General features: G+C 58.3%; 18 protein-coding genes and 1 riboswitch. Of the genes, 9 read left to right on the plus strand and 9 right to left on the minus strand.

From position 1 onward, the window contains the following. Positions 1-36 precede the first annotated feature (36 nt). Positions 37-1,422, minus strand: a complete 1,386-nt coding sequence (rhlE, locus tag SPH27_RS07665; RefSeq protein ID WP_033144989.1) for an ATP-dependent RNA helicase RhlE — start codon at positions 1,420-1,422, stop codon at positions 37-39. Between the two features lie 207 nt (positions 1,423-1,629). On the opposite strand from rhlE, the gene cecR reads away from it, so the two are divergent. From cecR to SPH27_RS07690, 5 genes are read left to right on the plus strand one after another with little or no spacing between them, the layout of a single operon-like run. Continuing rightward, positions 1,630-2,307: a transcriptional regulator CecR gene (gene cecR / locus SPH27_RS07670; protein ID WP_058841687.1), complete on the plus strand. Its 678-nt coding sequence runs from the start codon at positions 1,630-1,632 to the stop codon at positions 2,305-2,307. Beyond that, positions 2,304-3,299, plus strand: coding sequence for a secretion protein HlyD (hlyD, locus tag SPH27_RS07675; RefSeq protein ID WP_182071410.1), 996 nt, complete (start codon positions 2,304-2,306; stop codon positions 3,297-3,299). The genes cecR and hlyD overlap by 4 nt, the downstream gene beginning before the upstream one ends. Then, the gene (locus tag SPH27_RS07680) at positions 3,292-5,031 is read left to right on the plus strand and encodes an ATP-binding cassette domain-containing protein (protein ID WP_322435623.1); all 1,740 of its coding nucleotides are present in this window, start codon (positions 3,292-3,294) and stop codon (positions 5,029-5,031) included. The genes hlyD and SPH27_RS07680 overlap by 8 nt, the downstream gene beginning before the upstream one ends. Further along, entirely contained in the window at positions 5,021-6,154 is a 1,134-nt protein-coding gene (locus SPH27_RS07685; protein WP_045142921.1) for an ABC transporter permease, read from the plus strand. Before SPH27_RS07680 ends, SPH27_RS07685 begins: the two co-directional genes overlap by 11 nt. 9 nt (positions 6,155-6,163) lie before the next feature. Further along, the gene (locus tag SPH27_RS07690; protein ID WP_048979619.1) at positions 6,164-7,270 is read left to right on the plus strand and encodes an ABC transporter permease; all 1,107 of its coding nucleotides are present in this window, start codon (positions 6,164-6,166) and stop codon (positions 7,268-7,270) included. On the opposite strand, the gene SPH27_RS07695 is transcribed toward SPH27_RS07690, so the two are convergent. Next, positions 7,232-7,642, minus strand: a complete 411-nt coding sequence (locus SPH27_RS07695) for a YbhQ family protein (protein WP_014883088.1) — start codon at positions 7,640-7,642, stop codon at positions 7,232-7,234. The two genes, SPH27_RS07690 and SPH27_RS07695, sit on opposite strands and share 39 nt — an antisense overlap. A 133-nt stretch (positions 7,643-7,775) precedes the next feature. Between SPH27_RS07695 and SPH27_RS07700 the strand changes: the two genes are divergently transcribed. From SPH27_RS07700 to SPH27_RS07710, 3 genes are read left to right on the plus strand one after another with little or no spacing between them, the layout of a single operon-like run. After that, positions 7,776-8,537, plus strand: a complete 762-nt coding sequence (locus SPH27_RS07700; RefSeq protein WP_023334979.1) for an endonuclease/exonuclease/phosphatase family protein — start codon at positions 7,776-7,778, stop codon at positions 8,535-8,537. Next, entirely contained in the window at positions 8,534-9,772 is a 1,239-nt protein-coding gene (gene clsB / locus SPH27_RS07705) for a cardiolipin synthase ClsB (protein ID WP_182071409.1), read from the plus strand. Before SPH27_RS07700 ends, clsB begins: the two co-directional genes overlap by 4 nt. Continuing rightward, the gene (locus SPH27_RS07710) at positions 9,772-10,734 is read left to right on the plus strand and encodes a lysylphosphatidylglycerol synthase transmembrane domain-containing protein (protein ID WP_182071408.1); all 963 of its coding nucleotides are present in this window, start codon (positions 9,772-9,774) and stop codon (positions 10,732-10,734) included. Before clsB ends, SPH27_RS07710 begins: the two co-directional genes overlap by 1 nt. A gap of 100 nt (positions 10,735-10,834) precedes the next feature. Here the strand turns inward: SPH27_RS07710 and SPH27_RS07715 are convergent, their stop codons facing one another. From SPH27_RS07715 to moaA, 6 genes are all read right to left on the minus strand, one after another. Continuing rightward, positions 10,835-11,542, minus strand: coding sequence for a Bax inhibitor-1 family protein (locus SPH27_RS07715; protein WP_033144982.1), 708 nt, complete (start codon positions 11,540-11,542; stop codon positions 10,835-10,837). A gap of 64 nt (positions 11,543-11,606) precedes the next feature. Then, positions 11,607-12,059 carry a molybdopterin synthase catalytic subunit MoaE gene (moaE, locus tag SPH27_RS07720; protein WP_029742165.1) on the minus strand — a complete coding sequence of 151 codons (453 nt, stop codon included), beginning with the start codon at positions 12,057-12,059 and terminating at the stop codon, positions 11,607-11,609. Position 12,060: 1 nt separating this feature from the next. Then, positions 12,061-12,306 carry a molybdopterin synthase sulfur carrier subunit gene (moaD, locus tag SPH27_RS07725; protein WP_023334974.1) on the minus strand — a complete coding sequence of 82 codons (246 nt, stop codon included), beginning with the start codon at positions 12,304-12,306 and terminating at the stop codon, positions 12,061-12,063. Continuing rightward, a complete protein-coding gene (gene moaC, locus SPH27_RS07730) occupies positions 12,299-12,784 on the minus strand; it encodes a cyclic pyranopterin monophosphate synthase MoaC (protein ID WP_008501142.1) in 486 nt (161 codons plus the stop codon). The genes moaD and moaC overlap by 8 nt, the downstream gene beginning before the upstream one ends. A gap of 3 nt (positions 12,785-12,787) precedes the next feature. Further along, on the minus strand, positions 12,788-13,300 hold the full coding sequence (moaB, locus tag SPH27_RS07735) for a molybdenum cofactor biosynthesis protein B (RefSeq protein WP_024908761.1): 513 nt from the start codon (positions 13,298-13,300) through the stop codon (positions 12,788-12,790). Between the two features lie 24 nt (positions 13,301-13,324). After that, positions 13,325-14,314 (minus strand): GTP 3',8-cyclase MoaA, encoded by a 990-nt coding sequence (gene moaA / locus SPH27_RS07740; protein ID WP_182071407.1) that lies wholly within the window; start codon positions 14,312-14,314, stop codon positions 13,325-13,327. Continuing rightward, positions 14,302-14,435, minus strand: a riboswitch (molybdenum cofactor riboswitch). It overlaps the preceding gene by 13 nt. Before the next feature lie 225 nt (positions 14,436-14,660). Here moaA and yvcK point away from each other — a divergent pair. Next, entirely contained in the window at positions 14,661-15,569 is a 909-nt protein-coding gene (gene yvcK, locus SPH27_RS07745) for a uridine diphosphate-N-acetylglucosamine-binding protein YvcK (protein ID WP_182071406.1), read from the plus strand. Between the two features lie 543 nt (positions 15,570-16,112). Here yvcK and uvrB read toward each other — a convergent pair. Beyond that, a complete protein-coding gene (gene uvrB / locus SPH27_RS07750) occupies positions 16,113-18,128 on the minus strand; it encodes an excinuclease ABC subunit UvrB (protein WP_029742168.1) in 2,016 nt (671 codons plus the stop codon). Positions 18,129-18,720: the final 592 nt, after the last annotated feature.

Genomic DNA, 18,720 nt, shown 5'->3' on the forward strand with positions numbered 1-18,720 from the left:
AAAAGAAAAGCCCGGCTTTACGACCGGGCTTCCAGATTACTGCGGGTTAGCAGGCTTGCGCGGGCGGCGTCGACGCTGCCCTTCTCCTGCCGGTTTCCCCTCGCCGCTGCGCCACGGGTTTTCACCCGCCGGTTTGCTGTCGTTGTTACGACGCGGCGGTTTGCCGGATGATTTCGGCGCGCCGCCTTCGGCACGACGCGGCTGCTGACCGCGACCGCCGCCGCCCTGACCACGTCCACCGCCGCCCTGACGACCGTTCTGAATCGGCTCGGCTTTGATTGACGGGTCCACTTCGTAACCCGGGGTTTCGATGCGCGGGATCTCTTTCTTCAGCAGGCGCTCGATGTCACGCAGCAGCTTGTGCTCGTCCACGCAGACCAGAGAGAGCGCTTCACCGGTTGCCGCCGCGCGGCCGGTACGGCCGATACGGTGAACGTAATCTTCCGGCACGTTTGGCAGCTCGTAGTTCACCACGTGCGGCAGCTCTTCAATGTCGAGGCCACGGGCGGCGATGTCGGTCGCCACCAGCACGCGGATGTCGCCGGATTTGAACTCAGCCAGCGCACGGGTACGCGCGCCCTGGCTCTTGTTGCCGTGGATCGCCGCACTGCGAATGCCGTCTTTGTTCAGCTGTTCCGCCAGGTGGTTGGCGCCGTGCTTGGTGCGGGTAAAGACCAGCACCTGCTGCCAGTTGCCCTGGCCGATCATCTGGGAGAGCAGTTCCCGCTTGCGCTTTTTATCCACAAAGTGAACGTGCTGCGTCACCTGTTCGGAGGCGGTGTTGCGGCGCGCCACTTCCACTTCCAGCGGGTTATGCAGCAGCTTTTCCGCCAGCGCCTTGATCTCGTCGGAGAAGGTCGCGGAGAAGAGCAGGTTCTGACGACGCGCAGGCAGCTTGGCCAGCACGCGACGAATATCGTGGATAAAGCCCATGTCGAGCATGCGGTCGGCTTCGTCCAGCACCAGAATTTCAACCTGGTCCAGCTTCACCGCATTCTGGTGCTCCAGATCCAGCAGGCGACCTGGAGTCGCAACCAGAACGTCGACGCCGCTGCGCAGCTTCATCATCTGCGGGTTGATGCTTACCCCGCCGAAAACCACCAGCGAACGAATGTTGAGATAGCGGCTATAGTCACGCACGTTCTCACCAATTTGCGCCGCCAGCTCGCGGGTTGGGGTCAGGATCAGGGCACGAACCGGACGACGGCCTTTGGCGTGCGGCTGGTTTTTTACCAGCAGTTCCAGCAGCGGCAGGGTAAAACCGGCGGTTTTGCCGGTACCGGTCTGGGCGCTCGCCATCAGGTCACGGCCCTGAAGAACGGCGGGGATCGCCTGCTGCTGGATTGGGGTTGGCTCAACGTAGCCCTGCTCTGCGATCGCGCGCAGAATTTCCGGGTTCAGGCCAAGGGAATCAAAAGACATAAAAACTCCGAACCGCCCCGACCATCACAGGTGTAGTTTTCAGGGAGATATAACGAATAGGGGAGGACAAAAACCACAATGTCGCGAAGGAGCGGAGTGTAGCAGCTTTTGTGACGTGGCGCATAAAATATCCCTCAGCGTTCCCTCGACGTTAGCGGGAATCAGGCATAATCTTAATCAATCGATTGATTAATTCTTAATGCCGCCATGAATACGACCCCCACAACAACCAAAGGTGAACAGGCCAAAAATCAGCTTATCGCCGCCGCGCTGGCGCAGTTTGGTGAGTACGGGCTGCATGCCACCACGCGCGATATTGCCGCGCTGGCCGGGCAGAACATTGCGGCGATTACCTACTATTTTGGCTCAAAAGAGGATTTATACCTCGCCTGCGCCGAGTGGATCGCCGATTTTATCGGCACGCAGTTTCACCCGCACGTTGAGGAAGCCACCGCGCTGCTCGGCCAGCCGTCGCCCGATCGCGCCGCCGTTCGCCAGCTTATTCTCTATGCCTGCCACGATATGATCCGCCTGCTGACGCACGACGATACGCTCAACCTGAGCAAGTTTATCTCCCGGGAGCAGCTCTCCCCGACCGTCGCCTACCAGCGGGTACACGATCGGGTGATTGAGCCAATGCACTCGCACCTGACCCGGCTGATCGCCGCCTATACCGGTCGGGACGCCAGTGATACCGAGACAGTTTTGCATACCCACGCCCTGCTGGGTGAAATCCTTGCCTTCCGTCTGGGCAGGGAAACCATCCTGTTACGCACCGGCTGGACACAATTTGATGAGGATAAAGCCGCGCAGATTAGCAAGGTGATCGCCTGTCACGTCGATCTGATCCTGCAAGGCTTAACGCAAAGGAGCCTGAAGTCATGAAAAAACCTGTCGCCATCATTCTGGTGGTTATTGTTTTGCTTGCCGCCGGAGTCGGTGGATGGCTGTGGTATCAGAGCCATCAGGATAAAGGCCTGACGCTGTACGGCAACGTGGATATTCGCACGGTGAACATGAGCTTCCGCGTGGGCGGACGTCTCGCCTCACTGAGCGTTGACGAAGGCGATGCCATTAAAAGCGGGCAGACGCTGGGGATGCTGGATAAAGCGCCCTATGAGAATGCGCTGCTGCAGGCCAAAGCGGGCGTGTCCGTCGCCCAGGCGCAGTATGACCTGATGCTGGCAGGCTATCGCGACGAAGAGATCGCCCAGGCCGCCGCCGCCGTTAAGCAGGCGCAAGCCGCCTATGACTACGCGCAGAACTTCTACGCGCGCCAGCAGGGGTTGTGGAAAAGCCGCACTATTTCTGTCAACGATCTGGAAAATGCGCGCTCGTCCCGCGACCAGGCGCAGGCCACGCTGAAGTCCGCGCAGGATAAATTAAGCCAGTACCACACCGGTAACCGCCCGCAGGATATCGCCCAGGCGAAAGCCAGCCTTGAACAGGCGCAGGCGCAGCTGGCCCAGGCAGAGCTGGATCTGCACGACACCACCTTAATCGCGCCGTCTGACGGCATGCTGATGACCCGCGCCGTGGAGCCGGGCAGCATGCTCAGCGCGGGCAGCACCGTCTTAACGCTCTCCCTGACCCGCCCTGTCTGGGTACGCGCCTACGTTGATGAGCCGAACCTTGGCCAGATGCAGCCGGGCCGCGAGCTGCTGCTCTATACCGACGGTCGCCCGGACAAGCCGTATCACGGCAAAGTGGGCTTTGTCTCCCCTACCGCCGAATTCACGCCGAAAACCGTTGAAACACCTGATCTGCGTACCGACCTGGTGTATCGCCTGCGCATCATCGTGACCGATGCGGACGACGCGCTGCGTCAGGGCATGCCCGTCACCGTAAAAGTGAACAACGGGGAACGACATGAATGACGCAGTTATTCAGCTCAACAATCTGGTTAAACGCTTCGCGGGAATGGACAAACCGGCCGTCGCGCCGCTGAACTGCACCATCCGGAAAGGCTATGTGACCGGGCTGGTCGGCCCGGACGGCGCGGGGAAAACCACGCTGATGCGGATGTTGGCGGGGCTGCTCAAGCCGGATGAAGGAAGCGCCAGCGTGCTCGGCCTTGACCCGACCGAGGATGACGGAGCCCTTCACGCCATGCTCGGCTATATGCCGCAGAAGTTTGGCCTGTATGAAGACCTGACGGTGATGGAAAACCTGAACCTGTACGCCGACCTGCGCAGCGTCACCGGCGAAACGCGGCAGAAAACCTTCGCGCGCCTGCTCGAGTTTACCTCCCTCGGCCCGTTCACCGACCGGCTGGCGGGCAAGCTCTCCGGCGGGATGAAGCAGAAGCTGGGGCTGGCCTGCACGCTGGTCGGCGAGCCGAAAGTGCTGCTGCTGGACGAGCCCGGCGTCGGCGTAGACCCGATTTCGCGCCGCGAACTGTGGCAGATGGTGCACGAGCTGGCGGGCGACGGGATGCTGATCCTCTGGAGCACCTCCTACCTCGACGAAGCGGAACAGTGCCGGGACGTGCTGCTGATGAACGAAGGCGAACTGCTTTATCAGGGCGAGCCGACGACGCTGACGCAGAGCATGGCCGGGCGCAGCTTCCTGCTGCACAGCCCGCAGGAGTCTAACCGCAGGCTGCTGCAGCGGGTGCTCAGGCTGCCGCAGGTCAGCGACGGGATGATCCAGGGCCGCTCGGTACGGGTGATCCTCAAAAAAGAGGCCACCGTCGACGATATTCGCCAGGCGCCCGGCATGCCTGAGATTGAGATGGAAGAGACCGCGCCGCGCTTTGAGGACGCGTTTATCGACCTGCTGGGCGGCGCGGGTACCTCAGAGTCGCCGCTTGCCGCCATTCTGCATACGGTGGAAGGCACGCCGGGCGAAACGGTGATTGAAGCCAAATCCCTCACCAAAAAGTTCGGGGATTTCGCCGCCACCGACAACGTCAACTTTGCGGTGAAGCGCGGGGAGATTTTTGGCCTGCTCGGACCGAACGGCGCGGGAAAATCGACCACCTTTAAGATGATGTGCGGCCTGCTGGTGCCGACGTCCGGCAAGGCGCTGGTGCTGGATATGGATCTGAAGGTCAGCTCCGGCAAGGCGCGCCAGCATCTCGGCTATATGGCGCAGAAGTTTTCCCTGTACGGCAACCTGACGGTCGAGCAGAATCTGCGCTTTTTCTCCGGCGTGTACGGCCTGCGCGGGCGGGCACAGAACGAGAAAATCCGCCGCATGAGCGATGCCTTCGCCTTAACCAACATCGCCTCCCACGCCACCGACGAGCTGCCGCTCGGCTTTAAGCAGCGGCTGGCCCTGGCATGCTCGCTGATGCACGAGCCGGATATTCTGTTTCTGGATGAACCCACTTCTGGCGTTGATCCCATTACCCGCCGCGAGTTCTGGCTGCACATCAACAGCATGGTGGAAAAAGGGGTGACCGTGATGGTGACCACCCACTTCATGGACGAGGCGGAGTACTGCGACCGCATCGGGCTGGTGTATCGCGGCAAGCTGATCGCCCACGGTACCCCGGACGACCTGAAAAACCAGGCCGCCGACGATGAGGTTCCGGATCCGACCATGGAGCAGGCGTTTATCACCCTCATCCACGACTGGGATAAGGAGAATGCCCATGCGCAGTAATGCCATTTCCTGGCGCAGGGTGCGCGCGCTGTGCATTAAAGAGACGCGGCAGATCGTGCGTGACCCCAGCAGTTGGCTGATTGCGGTGGTGATCCCCCTGCTGCTGCTGTTTATCTTTGGCTACGGCATTAACCTGGATTCCAGCAAGCTGCGGGTCGGGATTTTGCTGGAGCAGCAGAGTGAAGATGCGCTGGACTTTACTCACGCCATGACCGGTTCACCCTACATTGACGCCACCATCAGCGATAACAGGCAGGAGTTGATCCAGAAAATGCAGGCCGGGAAAATTCGCGGTCTGATCGTCATTCCGGTGGATTTTGCCGCCAATATGGCGCGGGCGAATACCGATGCGCCGATCCAGGTGATTACCGACGGCAGCGAGCCGAACACCGCCAACTTCGTGCAGGGCTACGCGGAGGGGATCTGGCAGCTCTGGCAGATGCAGCGGGCGGAAGATCGGGGTGAAGAATTTAAACCGCTGATCGACGTGCAGACGCGCTACTGGTTTAACCCCGCCGCCATCAGCCAGCACTTTATTATTCCGGGCGCGGTGACGATTATCATGACGGTAATCGGCGCGATCCTGACCTCGCTGGTGATCGCCCGCGAGTGGGAGCGCGGCACCATGGAGGCGCTGCTTTCTACCGAAGTGACGCGCGTCGAGCTGCTGCTGTGCAAGCTCATCCCCTACTACTTCCTCGGCATGCTGGCGATGCTGCTCTGCATGCTGGTGTCAGTTTTTATCCTCGGCGTGCCGTATCGCGGCTCGCTGGTGGTGCTGTTTTTTATCACCAGCCTGTTTTTACTCAGCACGCTGGGCATGGGGCTGCTCATCTCCACCATCACCCGCAACCAGTTCAACGCCGCGCAGGTGGCGCTGAACGCCGCTTTTTTACCATCAATTATGCTGTCCGGGTTTATCTTCCAGATAGACAGTATGCCTGCGGTGATCCGCGCCGTGACCTATGTTATCCCGGCGCGCTACTTTGTGAGCACGCTGCAAAGCCTGTTCCTGGCGGGGAATATTCCGGTGGTGCTGATCGTCAACACGCTGTTTTTAATGGCGTCAGCGGCGATGTTTATCGGGTTGACGTGGATGAAAACCAAACGGCGACTGGATTAAGGAGCGAACATGTTTCACCGATTATGGACGTTGATACGCAAAGAGCTGCAATCCCTGCTGCGCGAGCCGCAAACCCGCGCCATTCTGGTATTGCCGGTGCTGATCCAGGTTTTACTGTTCCCGTTTGCCGCCACCCTTGAGGTGACCAACGCCACCATTGCCATTTACAACGAAGACAACGGCAAGCATTCCGTCGAGCTAACGCAGCGTTTTGCCCGCGCGAAGGCCTTTACCCACATCCTGCTGCTGAAAAGCCCGCAGGAGATCCAGCCCACCATCGACACGCAAAAAGCGCTGCTGCTGGTGCGGTTCCCGGCGGATTTTTCCCGCAATATCGATACCTTCCAGACCGCGCCGATGCAGCTGATCCTCGACGGGCGTAACTCCAACAGCGCCCAGATAGCGGCCAACTACCTGCAGCAGGTGGTGAAGGATTACCAGCAGGAGCTGATGGAGGGCAAACCGAAGCCCAACAACAGCGAGCTGGTGGTGCGTAACTGGTACAACCCGAACCTGGACTACAAGTGGTTCGTGGTGCCGTCGCTGATCGCCATGATCACCACTATCGGGGTGATGATCGTGACTTCTCTTTCCGTCGCCCGCGAGCGCGAACAGGGCACGCTGGACCAGCTGCTGGTCTCCCCGCTCGCCACCTGGCAAATTTTCGTCGGCAAAGCGGTCCCGGCGCTGATCGTCGCGACGTTCCAGGCCACCATCGTGCTGGGGGTGGGAATTTGGGCCTATCAGATCCCGTTCGCCGGTTCGCTGGCGCTGTTTTACTTCACGATGGTCATTTACGGGCTGTCGCTGGTGGGATTTGGACTGCTGATCTCGGCGCTCTGCTCGACGCAGCAGCAGGCGTTTATCGGGGTGTTCGTCTTTATGATGCCCGCGATTTTGCTCTCGGGGTATGTTTCACCCGTCGAGAACATGCCGGTGTGGCTTCAGGATCTGACGTGGGTAAACCCGATTCGGCACTTTACGGACATCACCAAGCAAATCTATCTGAAGGATGCGAGTCTGGATATTGTCTGGGGAAGTTTGTGGCCGCTACTGGTCATAGCGGCCACGACGGGCTCAGTGGCGTACGCGATGTTTAGACGCAACATTGCGTAGCTTTTTCTCTTTGGTCAGCAGCGAGACGACCGCAGGCCCTGCGAGGATTGCCAGACCCGCCAGGGCCAGCAGCAGGTTGTTTTGCAGCACGCGCGACAGCAGCCAAAGCACGATCATCGCCGCACCAAAATACCATGTGGTGGTGAGCTCTTCGAGCACATCACCCACCTCGCGCCAGCGCGCTTCATGGTGGCGCTGTAAGAACAGCATCGACAGCACGGTGACGCCATAAAGGACGCATAGCCCCAGGCCAACACGCACCAGCGTGCCGCTCATCCAGCCCATCACCAGTACGGCCACGACCAGTAAATGCAACATTATCTGCCAGCAACTCAGGCCAGTTGCGACACGAACACGTTGTTGCCACTTCATGGCTTCTCTCCTGAAGGATTTTTCTCTGCTTAATCAGACTACCGCACTTTACGGAAAATTCCGTAACGCCGCATCTTTTTGTGACGACGACTACACTTTATTTTCATTGGGATAGTCACTCAGGAAGGAGCTTATGACTCAAAAAATGCAGCATTTCTCGCTTAAGGTGCTGACGATAAACATTCATAAGGGCTTCACAGCATTTAACCGCCGCTTCATTTTACCGGAGCTGCGCGACGCGGTACGCACCGTCAGCGCGGATATTGTCTGCCTGCAGGAGGTGATGGGCGCACACGAAGTGCATCCGCTCCACTTTGAGAACTGGCCCGACACGCCGCACTATGAATTTCTGGCCGACACCATGTGGAGTGACTACGCCTACGGCCGCAACGCGGTCTATCCGGAAGGGCATCACGGAAACGCGGTGCTGTCCCGCTACCCCATTGAACATTACGAAAACCGCGACGTTTCCGTCGGGGAAAGCGAAAAACGCGGCCTGCTTTACTGCCGCATTACGCCGCCAGACCTCGAGCGACCTGTCCATGTCGGCTGTGTTCACCTGGGCCTTCGCGAAGCCCATCGTCAGGCGCAGCTGAAAATGCTGGCCGAATGGGCCAACGCGCTTCCCGAAGGTGAACCGGTGGTGGTAGCGGGCGATTTCAACGACTGGCGACAGCGGGCAAACCATCCGTTGAAAGTGGATGCCGGGCTGGAGGAGATTTTTACTCGCGCCAACGGCAGGCCTGCGCGCACCTTCCCGGTCCGTTTCCCGCTGCTTCGGCTTGACCGCATCTACGTGAAAAATGCCCACGCCAGCAGCCCGACCGCCCTGGCGCTCCTTAACTGGCGACATCTTTCCGACCATGCCCCGCTCAGCGCGGAGATCCACCTATGAAATGTTCCTGGCAGGAAGGCAACCGAATCACGCTGCTGGTCAACGGGGACGAGTATTATCCGGCCGTGTTTAAAGCGATTGACCATGCACAGCAGAAGGTGATCCTCGAAACCTTTATCTGGTTCGAAGACGACGTCGGCAAGCAGCTGCATGGCGTGCTGCTGCGCGCCGCCCGGCGCGGCGTCAAAATTGAAGTGCTGCTTGATGGCTATGGCTCGCCGGATCTCAGCGATACGTTTGTGAATGAGTTGACCGCTGCGGGCGTGGTGTTCCGCTACTACGATCCCGGCCCTCGCCTGTTCGGCATGCGTACCAATCTTTTCCGCCGGATGCACCGCAAAATTGTGGTGGTGGACGAGACGGTGGCGTTTGTCGGCGGCATTAACTACTCCGCTGAGCATATGTCCGACTACGGCCCGGAGGCGAAGCAGGACTACGCTATTCGCATTGAAGGCCCCGTGGTTCAGGACATCTTACTGTTTGAGCTGGAGAACCTGCCGGGTAAAGAGGCCGTTCGCCGCTGGTGGAGACGTCGCCATCGCCCGGAAGAGAACCGGAAGCCCGGCGAAGCGCAGGCCCTTTTCGTCTGGCGGGATAACGGCGAGCACCGGGACGACATTGAACGTCATTATCTCAAGATGCTCGCCAACGCGAAGCGCGAAGTGATTATTGCTAACGCCTACTTTTTCCCCGGCTATCGTCTGCTGCACGCCATGCGCAATGCGGCCCGACGCGGGGTACGCGTGAAGCTGATTGTGCAGGGCGAGCCGGATATGCCGATTGTCAAAGTGGGCGCACGCCTGCTGTATAACTATCTGGTGAAGGGCGGCGTGCAGATCTACGAATATCGCCGCCGACCGCTGCACGGCAAGGTCGCGCTGATGGACGATCACTGGGCAACCGTGGGCTCCAGTAATCTCGATCCGCTGAGCTTATCGCTCAATCTCGAGGCTAACCTGATCATTCACGATCGCCAGTTTAACCAGACCCTGCGGGATAACCTGCAGGCGCTAATCGTTAACGACAGCGTGCGCGTGGACGAATCCATGGTCCCCAAACGCACCTGGTGGAATCTGGGCATCAGCGTGGTGGTGTTCCACTTTCTGCGCCATTTCCCGGCCATGGTCGGCTGGCTGCCGGCGCATACGCCTAAGCTTGCGCAGGTGGACCCGCCGGTACAACCCGAAATGGAAACCCAGGACCGTATTGAAGCGGAAGACGGAGGCAAACCCTGATGTCGAAATCGCATCCGCGCTGGCGGCTGGCAAAAAAGATCCTGACCTGGCTGTTTTTTATTGCGGTCGCGGTTCTGCTGGTGGTCTACGCGCAGAAAGTTGACTGGGAAGAGGTGTGGAAAGTCATCCGCAACTATAACCGGATGGTGCTGCTGGGCGCTGTGGGGCTGGTTATCGTGAGCTACCTGATGTACGGCTGTTATGACCTGCTGGGCCGCGCTTACTGCGGCCACAAGCTGGCCAAACGTCAGGTTATGCTGGTGTCGTTTATCTGCTACGCCTTTAACCTGACGCTGAGCACCTGGGTCGGCGGCATTGGCATGCGCTATCGCCTCTACTCGCGGCTCGGCCTGCCGGGCGGGACCATCACGCGCATTTTCTCGTTAAGCATCACCACCAACTGGCTGGGCTATATTCTGCTCGGCGGGGTGATCTTCACCATCGGCGTGGTGCAGCTGCCCGCGCACTGGTATATCGATGAGGCCACGCTGCGCATTCTGGGCATTGTGCTGCTGCTGATTATCGCCGTTTATCTGTGGGCCTGCGCGTTTGCTAAACGCCGCCATATGACCATTAAAGGGCAAAAGCTGGTGCTGCCCTCGTGGAAGTTTGCGGTGCTGCAGATGGCGGTCTCCAGCGCCAACTGGATGGCGATGGGGGCGATTATCTGGCTGCTGATTGGCGAGGACGTGAACTACTTCTTCGTGCTGGGCGTGCTGCTGGTGAGCAGTATTGCGGGCGTGATTGTGCATATTCCTGCGGGGATCGGCGTGCTGGAGGCGGTCTTTATCGCGTTGCTGGCCGGGGAGCATGTCTCTCAGGGAACGATTATCGCCGCCCTGCTGGCGTACCGCATGCTGTATTACTTCCTGCCGCTGGCGCTGGCAACGGTGTGTTATCTGTTGCTGGAGAGTCGGGCGAAAAAGCTGAGAGCGAAGAACGAGAAGGCGTTAGCGAAATAAAAGCAAAACGGCAACCTTGTTGCCGTTTTTAGTGTTTGTTCCCTCTCCCGTGGGAGAGAGTCAGGGTGAGGGCACCAGACCGCCACCCGGCAAAACAACCTTAGCGACGGTTGCCGAAAATCCGCAGCAGCATCAGGAACAGGTTGATGAAGTCCAGATACAGCGTCAGCGCGCCCAGAATCGCGTATTTGCGCAGGTTCGAACTGTCGCGTACGTCGATCTGCTCGCCGATGTTTTTCAGCTTCTGGGTGTCATACGCCGTCAGTCCAACGAAGATCACCACCCCGATGTAGGTCACGGCCCACATCAGCGCGTCGCTCTTCAGCCACAGGTTTACCAGCGACGCCAGCACAATCCCAATCAGCCCCATAAACAGCATGCTGCCAAAACCGCTCAGATCGCGCTTCGTGGTGTATCCGTACAGGCTCATCGCACCGAACATCCCGCCGGTGACCACGAAGGTGCTGGCGATGGAGGAGTAGGTGTAAACGATGAAGATACTGGAAAGCGTCAGCCCGGTTAGCGCCGAATAGAGCATAAACAGCGTAGTCGCCATTCCGGCACTGAGCTTTTGCACCAGACCCGAAAGCACAAACACCAGCGCCAGCTGCGCGATAATCAGCCCAAAGAAGGTGATTTTGCTGGAGAAGATAAACATCATCAGCTCAGGCGTGTTCGCCGCATACCACGCGATAAACGCGGTAAGCAGCAGGCCAACCGTCATCCAGCCGTACACCTGAGCCATATACGTCTGCAGGCCGCTACGGGTCTGCTGTACTATTGAATCGGAACGCGGAAATCGGTCCATGATTCACTCCTGATTAAGTTTAAGTAGACACACACGTTAAGATTAACACATCCACGTAAACCGACTACCAACGGCTGGCGGCTTGTTTATCGCTGTCGCGCGATTCTACCCAGCGGTCACCTTCCGGCGTGGCTTCGCGCTTCCAGAACGGCGCTTTGGTTTTGAGGTAATCCATAATGAACTCCCCTGCCGCAAACGCGCTGCTGCGGTGCGCGCTGGTCACCCCGACGAAGACAATCTCCTCGCCAGGCCACATCTCGCCGATGCGGTGAATAACCGTGACGCGACCAAGCGGCCAGCGGCCTCTCGCCTCGTCGACAATCTCCGCCAGCGATTTCTCGGTCATCCCCGGATAGTGCTCCAGCGTCAGCGCCTTCACGCTGTCACCGAGGTTGTGGTTGCGCACCTTGCCGGTGAAAGTGACGACCGCGCCGTCTTCATCGCGTTCCGCCAGCCAGCTGTATTCTGTCCCTACGTTAAAACGCTCGGGGCTCACCAGAATTCGGGTTTCAGCCATCTTAGCCCCCCGTAACCGGAGGGAAGAAGGCCACTTCATCGCCCTCCTTCAGCGGATGGGTGAACTCCACCAGCGTTTGGTTAACGGCGGCCAGCAGCTTGCCTTCGTCGAGCGCCAGCGCCCAGCGGTCGCTTTGTGCCGCCAGATGCGCGCGCAGGGCGGCGACGTTTTCGAAGGACGCATCCAGCGTCAGGCTGTCGGTATTCACCAGCTCGCGCACCTGCGCAAAAAAGAGCACCTTAATCATGGCTGTCCACCTTAAAATCACCGGATTTGCCGCCGCTTTTTGCCAGCAGGCGAACCGGGCCAATCACCATATCTTTCTGCACCGCTTTGCACATGTCGTAGATGGTCAGCGCGGCGACTGAGGCCGCCGTCAGCGCCTCCATCTCCACGCCGGTTTTGCCGGTTAAGCGGCAAAGTGACTCAATGCGCACGCGATTATGCTCCGGCTGTGCCTGCAGGTTCACTTCCACCTTGCTCAGCATCAGCGGATGGCACAGCGGAATGAGATCCCAGGTCCGTTTGGCGGCCTGAATCCCCGCGATGCGGGCGGTGGCAAAGACGTCGCCCTTGTGATGGCTGCCGTCGATAATCATCGCCAGCGTCTCCGGCAGCATGGTGACGAACGCTTCCGCGCGCGCCTCGCGCACCGTTTCCGCTTTGGCGGAGACGTCCACCATATGCGCTTCGCCGGCGGCGTTAATGTGGGTCAGTTGTGACATAGCTTATTTCTTTAAATGGGGATGGAAATTACACGGACGGGTACGGGCGTCCAGCTGCGGGGCGATGATGTTTTCCCACGCGGTGCGGCAGGCTTTGGTCGAGCCCGGCATCGCGAAAATCAGGGTTTTGTTAGCCACCCCGGCAACGGCACGCGACTGGAGCGTGGAGGTACCAATCTCTTCAAAGGAGAGCATGCGGAACACTTCGCCGAAGCCTTCCACCTCGCGGTCGAACAGCGGGATCAGCGCTTCAGGGGCCTGATCGCCTGCGGTAAAGCCGGTGCCGCCGGTGATCAGCACCACCTGCACCTCATCGCTGGCAATCCACTGCGAAACCTGAGCGCGAATGGCGTAGCGGTTCTCCTTCACGATCGCTTTATCGACGATGTGATGCCCGGCGTCATGGGCCGCCTCGCGCAGCCAGTGGCCAGAGGTATCATCCTCTTCGCCACGGCGGTCGGAAACGGTAAGGATAGCAATGCGTGTCGGGATAAATTCTGCGCTTACCTGACTCATCTTCTGGTTCCTTCTTAAGCCTGATTACCCGCCAATGTAAGACAGGTTCTGAGTAATACCGGTATTGCCCTGATGCAGGAAGTGGGTCTGTTTTTTATGCGTCAGCGCGTCAGAAATGCGTGCTTCAAGCGCGTCCTGCTGCGCATCGTCTTCCAGCAGATCGCGAAGATCCACGCCGCCGTCGCCGAACAGGCAAAGATGGAGCTTGCCAACGGAGGAGACGCGCAGGCGGTTGCAGCTGGCGCAGAAGTCTTTCTCATAGGGCATGATAAGCCCAATCTCACCTTCGTAATCCGGGTGACAGAAGACCTGCGCCGGGCCGTCGCTGCGCTGGCGGATTTGATGGATCCAGCCGCGTTTCAGCAGCTCGTCGCGCAGCACCATGCCGGAGATGTGATGGCGACGGAACAGCTCGCTGCCCTCGCCGGTTTCCATCAGCTCGATAAAACGCAGCTGAATGGGGCGGGTTTTGATCCACCCCAGGAAGGTATCGAGCTGGTGATGGTTCACATCACGCATCAGCACTGTGTTGACTTTGACCTTCTCGAACCCGGCCGCAAATGCCGCGTCGATGCCGTCCATGACCTGCTGAAATTTATCCTGGCCGGTAATGGCGTGGAACTGACGGGCATCCAGGCTATCGACGCTGACGTTGATCGCCGTCAGCCCCGCATCGCGCCAGTTCGCCACGTCACGCGCCATGCGGTAACCGTTGGTGGTCACCGCAATCTGGCGGATACGTTCGTTTTCACGCACGGCGGCGATGATGTCGGGGAAATCGCGGCGTAGGGAGGGTTCGCCGCCGGTCAGACGCACTTTTTCGGTGCCGAGCTCAGAGAAGGCGCGCGTGACGCGGCGCACTTCATCCACGGAGAGAAAGCCGTTATTGGTGACGCTGCCCGGTTTGTAGCCATCGGGCAGGCAGTAGGTGCAACGGAAGTTGCACACATCGGTAATCGACAGACGTAAGTAATAAAACTTACGCGCGAAAGCATCAGTAAGTTGTGAAGCCATGTACACCTTTCCAGATCGGGAGGCACAGTCATTTCTTTCTGTACCCTGGTGGCAAATTCGCCACGGCCAGAGCGCCATATCTTTCGACACAGGCACAAGGGCTAGAGTGTATGTTTTCAATTTTGAAAACGTGGTTAGGGCGATAGTAGCGCGGAAATTCTGACGACGCCATTATCGCTTCACGCTATATAATCATCTATATAGCGAATCGATCCTGCATTTTCGCTACAGAATACCTAAAAACCGCATTTTCACATTGATATACGTCATTTTGCATCGGGTGAGGCATCGTCTTTTAGGGGTAGTTAGGTTACTGTTACGCGATCGAACGTGATAAGGAATACGTATGCGCAATCGCACTTTTGCGGATCTTGACCGAGTGGTCGCTCTTGGCGGAGGACACGGCTTAGGCCGGGTTATGTCCTCTTTGTCGTCACTCGGCTCAAGGCTGACAGGGATAGTGACCACCACCGACAACGGCGGCTCAACCGGGCGCATTCGTCGTGCCGAAGGCGGCATTGCCTGGGGAGACATGCGCAACTGCCTGAACCAGTTAATTACCGAGCCAAGCGTCGCGTCGGCGATGTTTGAGTACCGTTTTGGCGGTAATGGCGAACTTTCCGGGCATAACCTCGGAAATCTGATGTTAAAGGCGCTCGATCACCTGAGCGTAAGGCCTCTGGAAGCCATCAACTTAATCCGTAATCTGCTCAAAGTGGACGCATTCCTGATCCCCATGTCCGAACAACCGGTTGACTTGATGGCAATCGACGCCGAAGGGCATGAAGTTTACGGCGAGGTGAATATTGACCAGCTCATTCTGCCGCCAGCGGAGTTGATGACCTATCCGAGCGTACCCGCCACGCGAGAAGCGGTGGAGGCCATCGGGGAAGCGGATCTTATCCTGATCGGTCCGGGCAGTTTTTATACCAGCCTGATGCCCATTCTGCTGGTGAAAGAGCTGGCGCAGGCGCTGCGCCGCACCCCTGCCCCGATGGTTTACATCGGTAACCTGGGACGTGAGCTGAGTCCGGCGGCGGCGAGCCTGTCGCTGGCTGACAAACTGGAATTAATGGAGCATTACGTCGGCAAGAAAATCATTGACGGCGTAGTCGTGGGCCCAAAAGTGGATGTGTCAGGGATTGGCAATCGTCTGGTGGTGCAGGAGCCGCTGGAGGCCAGCGATATCAAGTATCGCCACGATCGTCACCTGCTGCGCGAGGCGCTGGAGAAGGCGATTCAGGCGCTGGGCTAGGTTCGTTTTGTGCGGCCTGATGCCCTCATAATAATGCCCGCACGGACGCCCCCCTCTCCCTTGAGGGAGAGGGCTGGGGTGAGGGGGAACATACGACTCTGGTGGTCATTCCGTTCACTTTATGTTCCTTGCTACTCTGTAACGACATGACCGGTGAACGTGCCAGGGTGGCTCAGTCGCCACCACCCTGGCAACCCCGGCTCCCGGCGGTAAATCGCCGCTGCGCGGATTGTTCGCCCCATCCCTGGGGCTCACCCCTTCGGGGCCAGCACAAGCGCTGTCCAAAATTGCTCCCGGCAATTTTGTCATCGGCTTATTCCTTTCGGCTGATCGGGTACGGGCGGAGGTAACGTCCCTGTAAAGCCCGCCCTCTCGGCGCATCCCTGCGCCTCGCCCCGGCCTGCAGGAAACGCCTAAGCGATTTACAGCCGGACCAGAGCATCGCTGATAGCCTTCAATCGCGTTGAAACAACATTATTGCTTCTGTTCAAAAATTACTGGGGACCCCTCTCCCACCGGGAGAGGGAGAAAACAACGCTTTACTCACGATGCCGCGATGAAAAGATCCCGCAGCTGATGAAGCTGGTCGCGGATCTGCGCCGCCTCTTCGAACTCCAGATTCTGCGCGTGCTGCATCATCTGCCCTTCCAGCTCGTGGATTTTCTGCTGCAGCGCTTTCGGCGTCAGCACGACGGTATCTTCTTCCACCACTGAACGCGCCTTGCCGCGGCCTTTCGCTTTGGTTTTGGCGATGTTCTGACCCAGCGCCAGAATATCCACGACCTTCTTGTTCAGCCCCTGTGGGGTAATGCCGTGCTCTTCGTTGTAACGCTGCTGTTTCTCGCGGCGGCGCTCCGTTTCGCCAATCGCTTTCGCCATCGAAGGGGTGATTTTGTCACCATACAGAATCGCTTTACCGTTGACGTTACGCGCCGCACGGCCGATGGTCTGGATCAGGGAGCGTTCAGAACGCAGGAAGCCCTCTTTGTCCGCATCCAGAATTGCCACCAGCGAGACTTCCGGCATGTCCAGACCTTCTCGCAACAGGTTGATCCCCACCAGCACGTCAAACTCGCCCAGACGCAGGTCGCGGATAATCTCCATGCGCTCCACGGTGTCGATATCCGAGTGCAGATAGCGCACCTTCTCGCCGTGCTCTTCGAGATACTCGGTGAGGTCTTCCGCCATACGCTTGGTGAGCGTAGTGACCAGCACGCGCTCGTTGATGGCGGAACGGGCGCGGATCTCTGAGAGCAGATCGTCCACCTGCGTGGCCACCGGACGCACCTCGATAATCGGGTCCAGCAACCCGGTCGGACGCACAACCTGATCGACAACGTCTTCACCGGATTTCTCCAGCTCGTAGTTGCCCGGCGTGGCCGAGACGTAAATGGTTTGCGGCGCTAGTGCCTCAAACTCTTCAAACTTCATCGGACGGTTATCCAGCGCCGACGGCAGGCGGAAGCCGTACTCTACCAGCGTCTCTTTACGCGCCCGGTCACCGCGGTACATCCCGCCGATCTGCGGGATCGTGACGTGGGATTCGTCGATCACCAGCAAACCGTCTGCCGGCAGGTAATCAAACAGCGTCGGCGGCGGCTCGCCCGGCCCGCGCCCGGAGAGGAAGCGCGAGTAGTTTTCAATGCCGGAGCAATAGCCCAGCTCGTTCATCATCTCAAGATCGAACTGGGTGCGCTGGCTCAGGCGCTGCTCTTCCAGCAGCTTATTGTTCGCCAGCAGCACCTTACGGCGCTCGGCCAGCTCCACTTTGATCTCTTCCATCGCCTGCACGATACGCTCGCGCGGCGTTACGTAGTGCGTTTTCGGGTAGATGGTGAAGCGCTGGATCACTGACTCAACGTGTCCGGTCAGCGGGTCGAAGAGCGACAGGCGTTCAACCTCTTCGTCAAACAGCTCGACGCGCAGCGCCATATCGTCCGATTCCGCCGGGAAGATGTCGATCACCTCTCCGCGTACGCGGAAGGTGCCGCGCTGGAACGCCTGATCGTTACGGGCGTACTGCAGCTCTGCCAGACGGCGGACGATGGCGCGCTGGTCGATAATCATCCCCTGCGTCAGGTGCAGCATCATCTTGAGATAGAGGTCCGGATCGCCCAGACCGTAGATCGCGGACACCGACGCGACGACGACCACATCGCGACGCTCCAGAAGCGCCTTCGTGGCCGACAGACGCATCTGCTCGATGTGTTCGTTCACCGAGGCATCCTTCTCGATGAAGGTGTCAGAGCTCGGTACGTAGGCTTCAGGCTGGTAGTAGTCGTAGTAGGAGACGAAATACTCCACCGCATTTTCCGGGAAGAACTCTTTCATCTCGCCGTAAAGCTGCGCGGCCAGGGTTTTGTTGGGCGCCAGCACCATCGTTGGGCGCTGGAGATCCGCAATCACGTTGGCGATGGTGAACGTTTTACCCGAGCCGGTTACCCCCAGCAGCGTCTGGTGCGCCAGCCCGTCTTCCAGCCCCTCTTCCAGACGACGGATCGCCTCAGGCTGATCGCCAGATGGACGGAAAGCAGAATTCAATTTGAACGGTTTACTCATGGGCGACAACCTGATGACGTTATAAGCGGCAGGTGAGTAATTTTACTCGTTGTTGCCAGGAATGCCAGTAAAAAACACTGGATGAAAAACCAGTAGCATGTCAGGATATTTAGCATAGCGCCTGAATGATTAGTGGGATAACGGCCAAAATTTGGACTGTGACAATATAAAACACCAGTCAGGTCAGGTTATCCCCAGAACTTTTTCTTTTTTAACATTTGTCAAGCCAGGTAATGATAGTTTTGTGGCAACGGGTGACACTTTCATGACGGGAATTGCTTTTATCTAAGCAATTAAATAATAAACGATATTTTCTAAAGCCGCGTTTCGCGCCAATTTGGGCGTAAGCCGCGTCTTCTCTCGCTTATCGCGTGTTTTCTAACTCTAATGCACATGGTTATCCACAGGAATAGTGGATAACTGCTTCCAGCCCATACAGACTGGCGCTCGGCAAATTCCCGGTTTTTCCCACGAGACGGTAGTAAAAAATTTTTATAGCTATTTTTTGATGATTAACAGTTGCGTCATTCATAACCAACCGATGGGATCTTGCTCACATTTTCATCATTTTGGGTTCTGCACCACAACTCAC

The sequence above is a fragment of the Enterobacter sp. A103 genome (assembly GCF_034427535.1).
Lineage (GTDB): Bacteria > Pseudomonadota > Gammaproteobacteria > Enterobacterales > Enterobacteriaceae > Enterobacter > Enterobacter asburiae_B.

Coding starts and splice junctions, on each gene's coding strand:
- SPH27_RS07690 (WP_048979619.1), top strand. CDS start 6,164: ATGTTTCACCGATTATGGACGTTGATACGCAAAGAGCTGCAATCCCTG.
- uvrB (WP_029742168.1), bottom strand. CDS start 18,128: ATGAGTAAACCGTTCAAATTGAATTCTGCTTTCCGTCCATCTGGCGAT.
- cecR (WP_058841687.1), top strand. CDS start 1,630: ATGAATACGACCCCCACAACAACCAAAGGTGAACAGGCCAAAAATCAG.
- hlyD (WP_182071410.1), top strand. CDS start 2,304: ATGAAAAAACCTGTCGCCATCATTCTGGTGGTTATTGTTTTGCTTGCC.
- moaE (WP_029742165.1), bottom strand. CDS start 12,059: ATGGCTGAAACCCGAATTCTGGTGAGCCCCGAGCGTTTTAACGTAGGG.
- moaD (WP_023334974.1), bottom strand. CDS start 12,306: ATGATTAAGGTGCTCTTTTTTGCGCAGGTGCGCGAGCTGGTGAATACC.
- clsB (WP_182071409.1), top strand. CDS start 8,534: ATGAAATGTTCCTGGCAGGAAGGCAACCGAATCACGCTGCTGGTCAAC.
- SPH27_RS07685 (WP_045142921.1), top strand. CDS start 5,021: ATGCGCAGTAATGCCATTTCCTGGCGCAGGGTGCGCGCGCTGTGCATT.
- yvcK (WP_182071406.1), top strand. CDS start 14,661: ATGCGCAATCGCACTTTTGCGGATCTTGACCGAGTGGTCGCTCTTGGC.
- SPH27_RS07695 (WP_014883088.1), bottom strand. CDS start 7,642: ATGAAGTGGCAACAACGTGTTCGTGTCGCAACTGGCCTGAGTTGCTGG.
- rhlE (WP_033144989.1), bottom strand. CDS start 1,422: ATGTCTTTTGATTCCCTTGGCCTGAACCCGGAAATTCTGCGCGCGATC.
- SPH27_RS07700 (WP_023334979.1), top strand. CDS start 7,776: ATGACTCAAAAAATGCAGCATTTCTCGCTTAAGGTGCTGACGATAAAC.
- moaA (WP_182071407.1), bottom strand. CDS start 14,314: ATGGCTTCACAACTTACTGATGCTTTCGCGCGTAAGTTTTATTACTTA.
- SPH27_RS07710 (WP_182071408.1), top strand. CDS start 9,772: ATGTCGAAATCGCATCCGCGCTGGCGGCTGGCAAAAAAGATCCTGACC.
- moaC (WP_008501142.1), bottom strand. CDS start 12,784: ATGTCACAACTGACCCACATTAACGCCGCCGGCGAAGCGCATATGGTG.
- SPH27_RS07680 (WP_322435623.1), top strand. CDS start 3,292: ATGAATGACGCAGTTATTCAGCTCAACAATCTGGTTAAACGCTTCGCG.
- moaB (WP_024908761.1), bottom strand. CDS start 13,300: ATGAGTCAGGTAAGCGCAGAATTTATCCCGACACGCATTGCTATCCTT.
- SPH27_RS07715 (WP_033144982.1), bottom strand. CDS start 11,542: ATGGACCGATTTCCGCGTTCCGATTCAATAGTACAGCAGACCCGTAGC.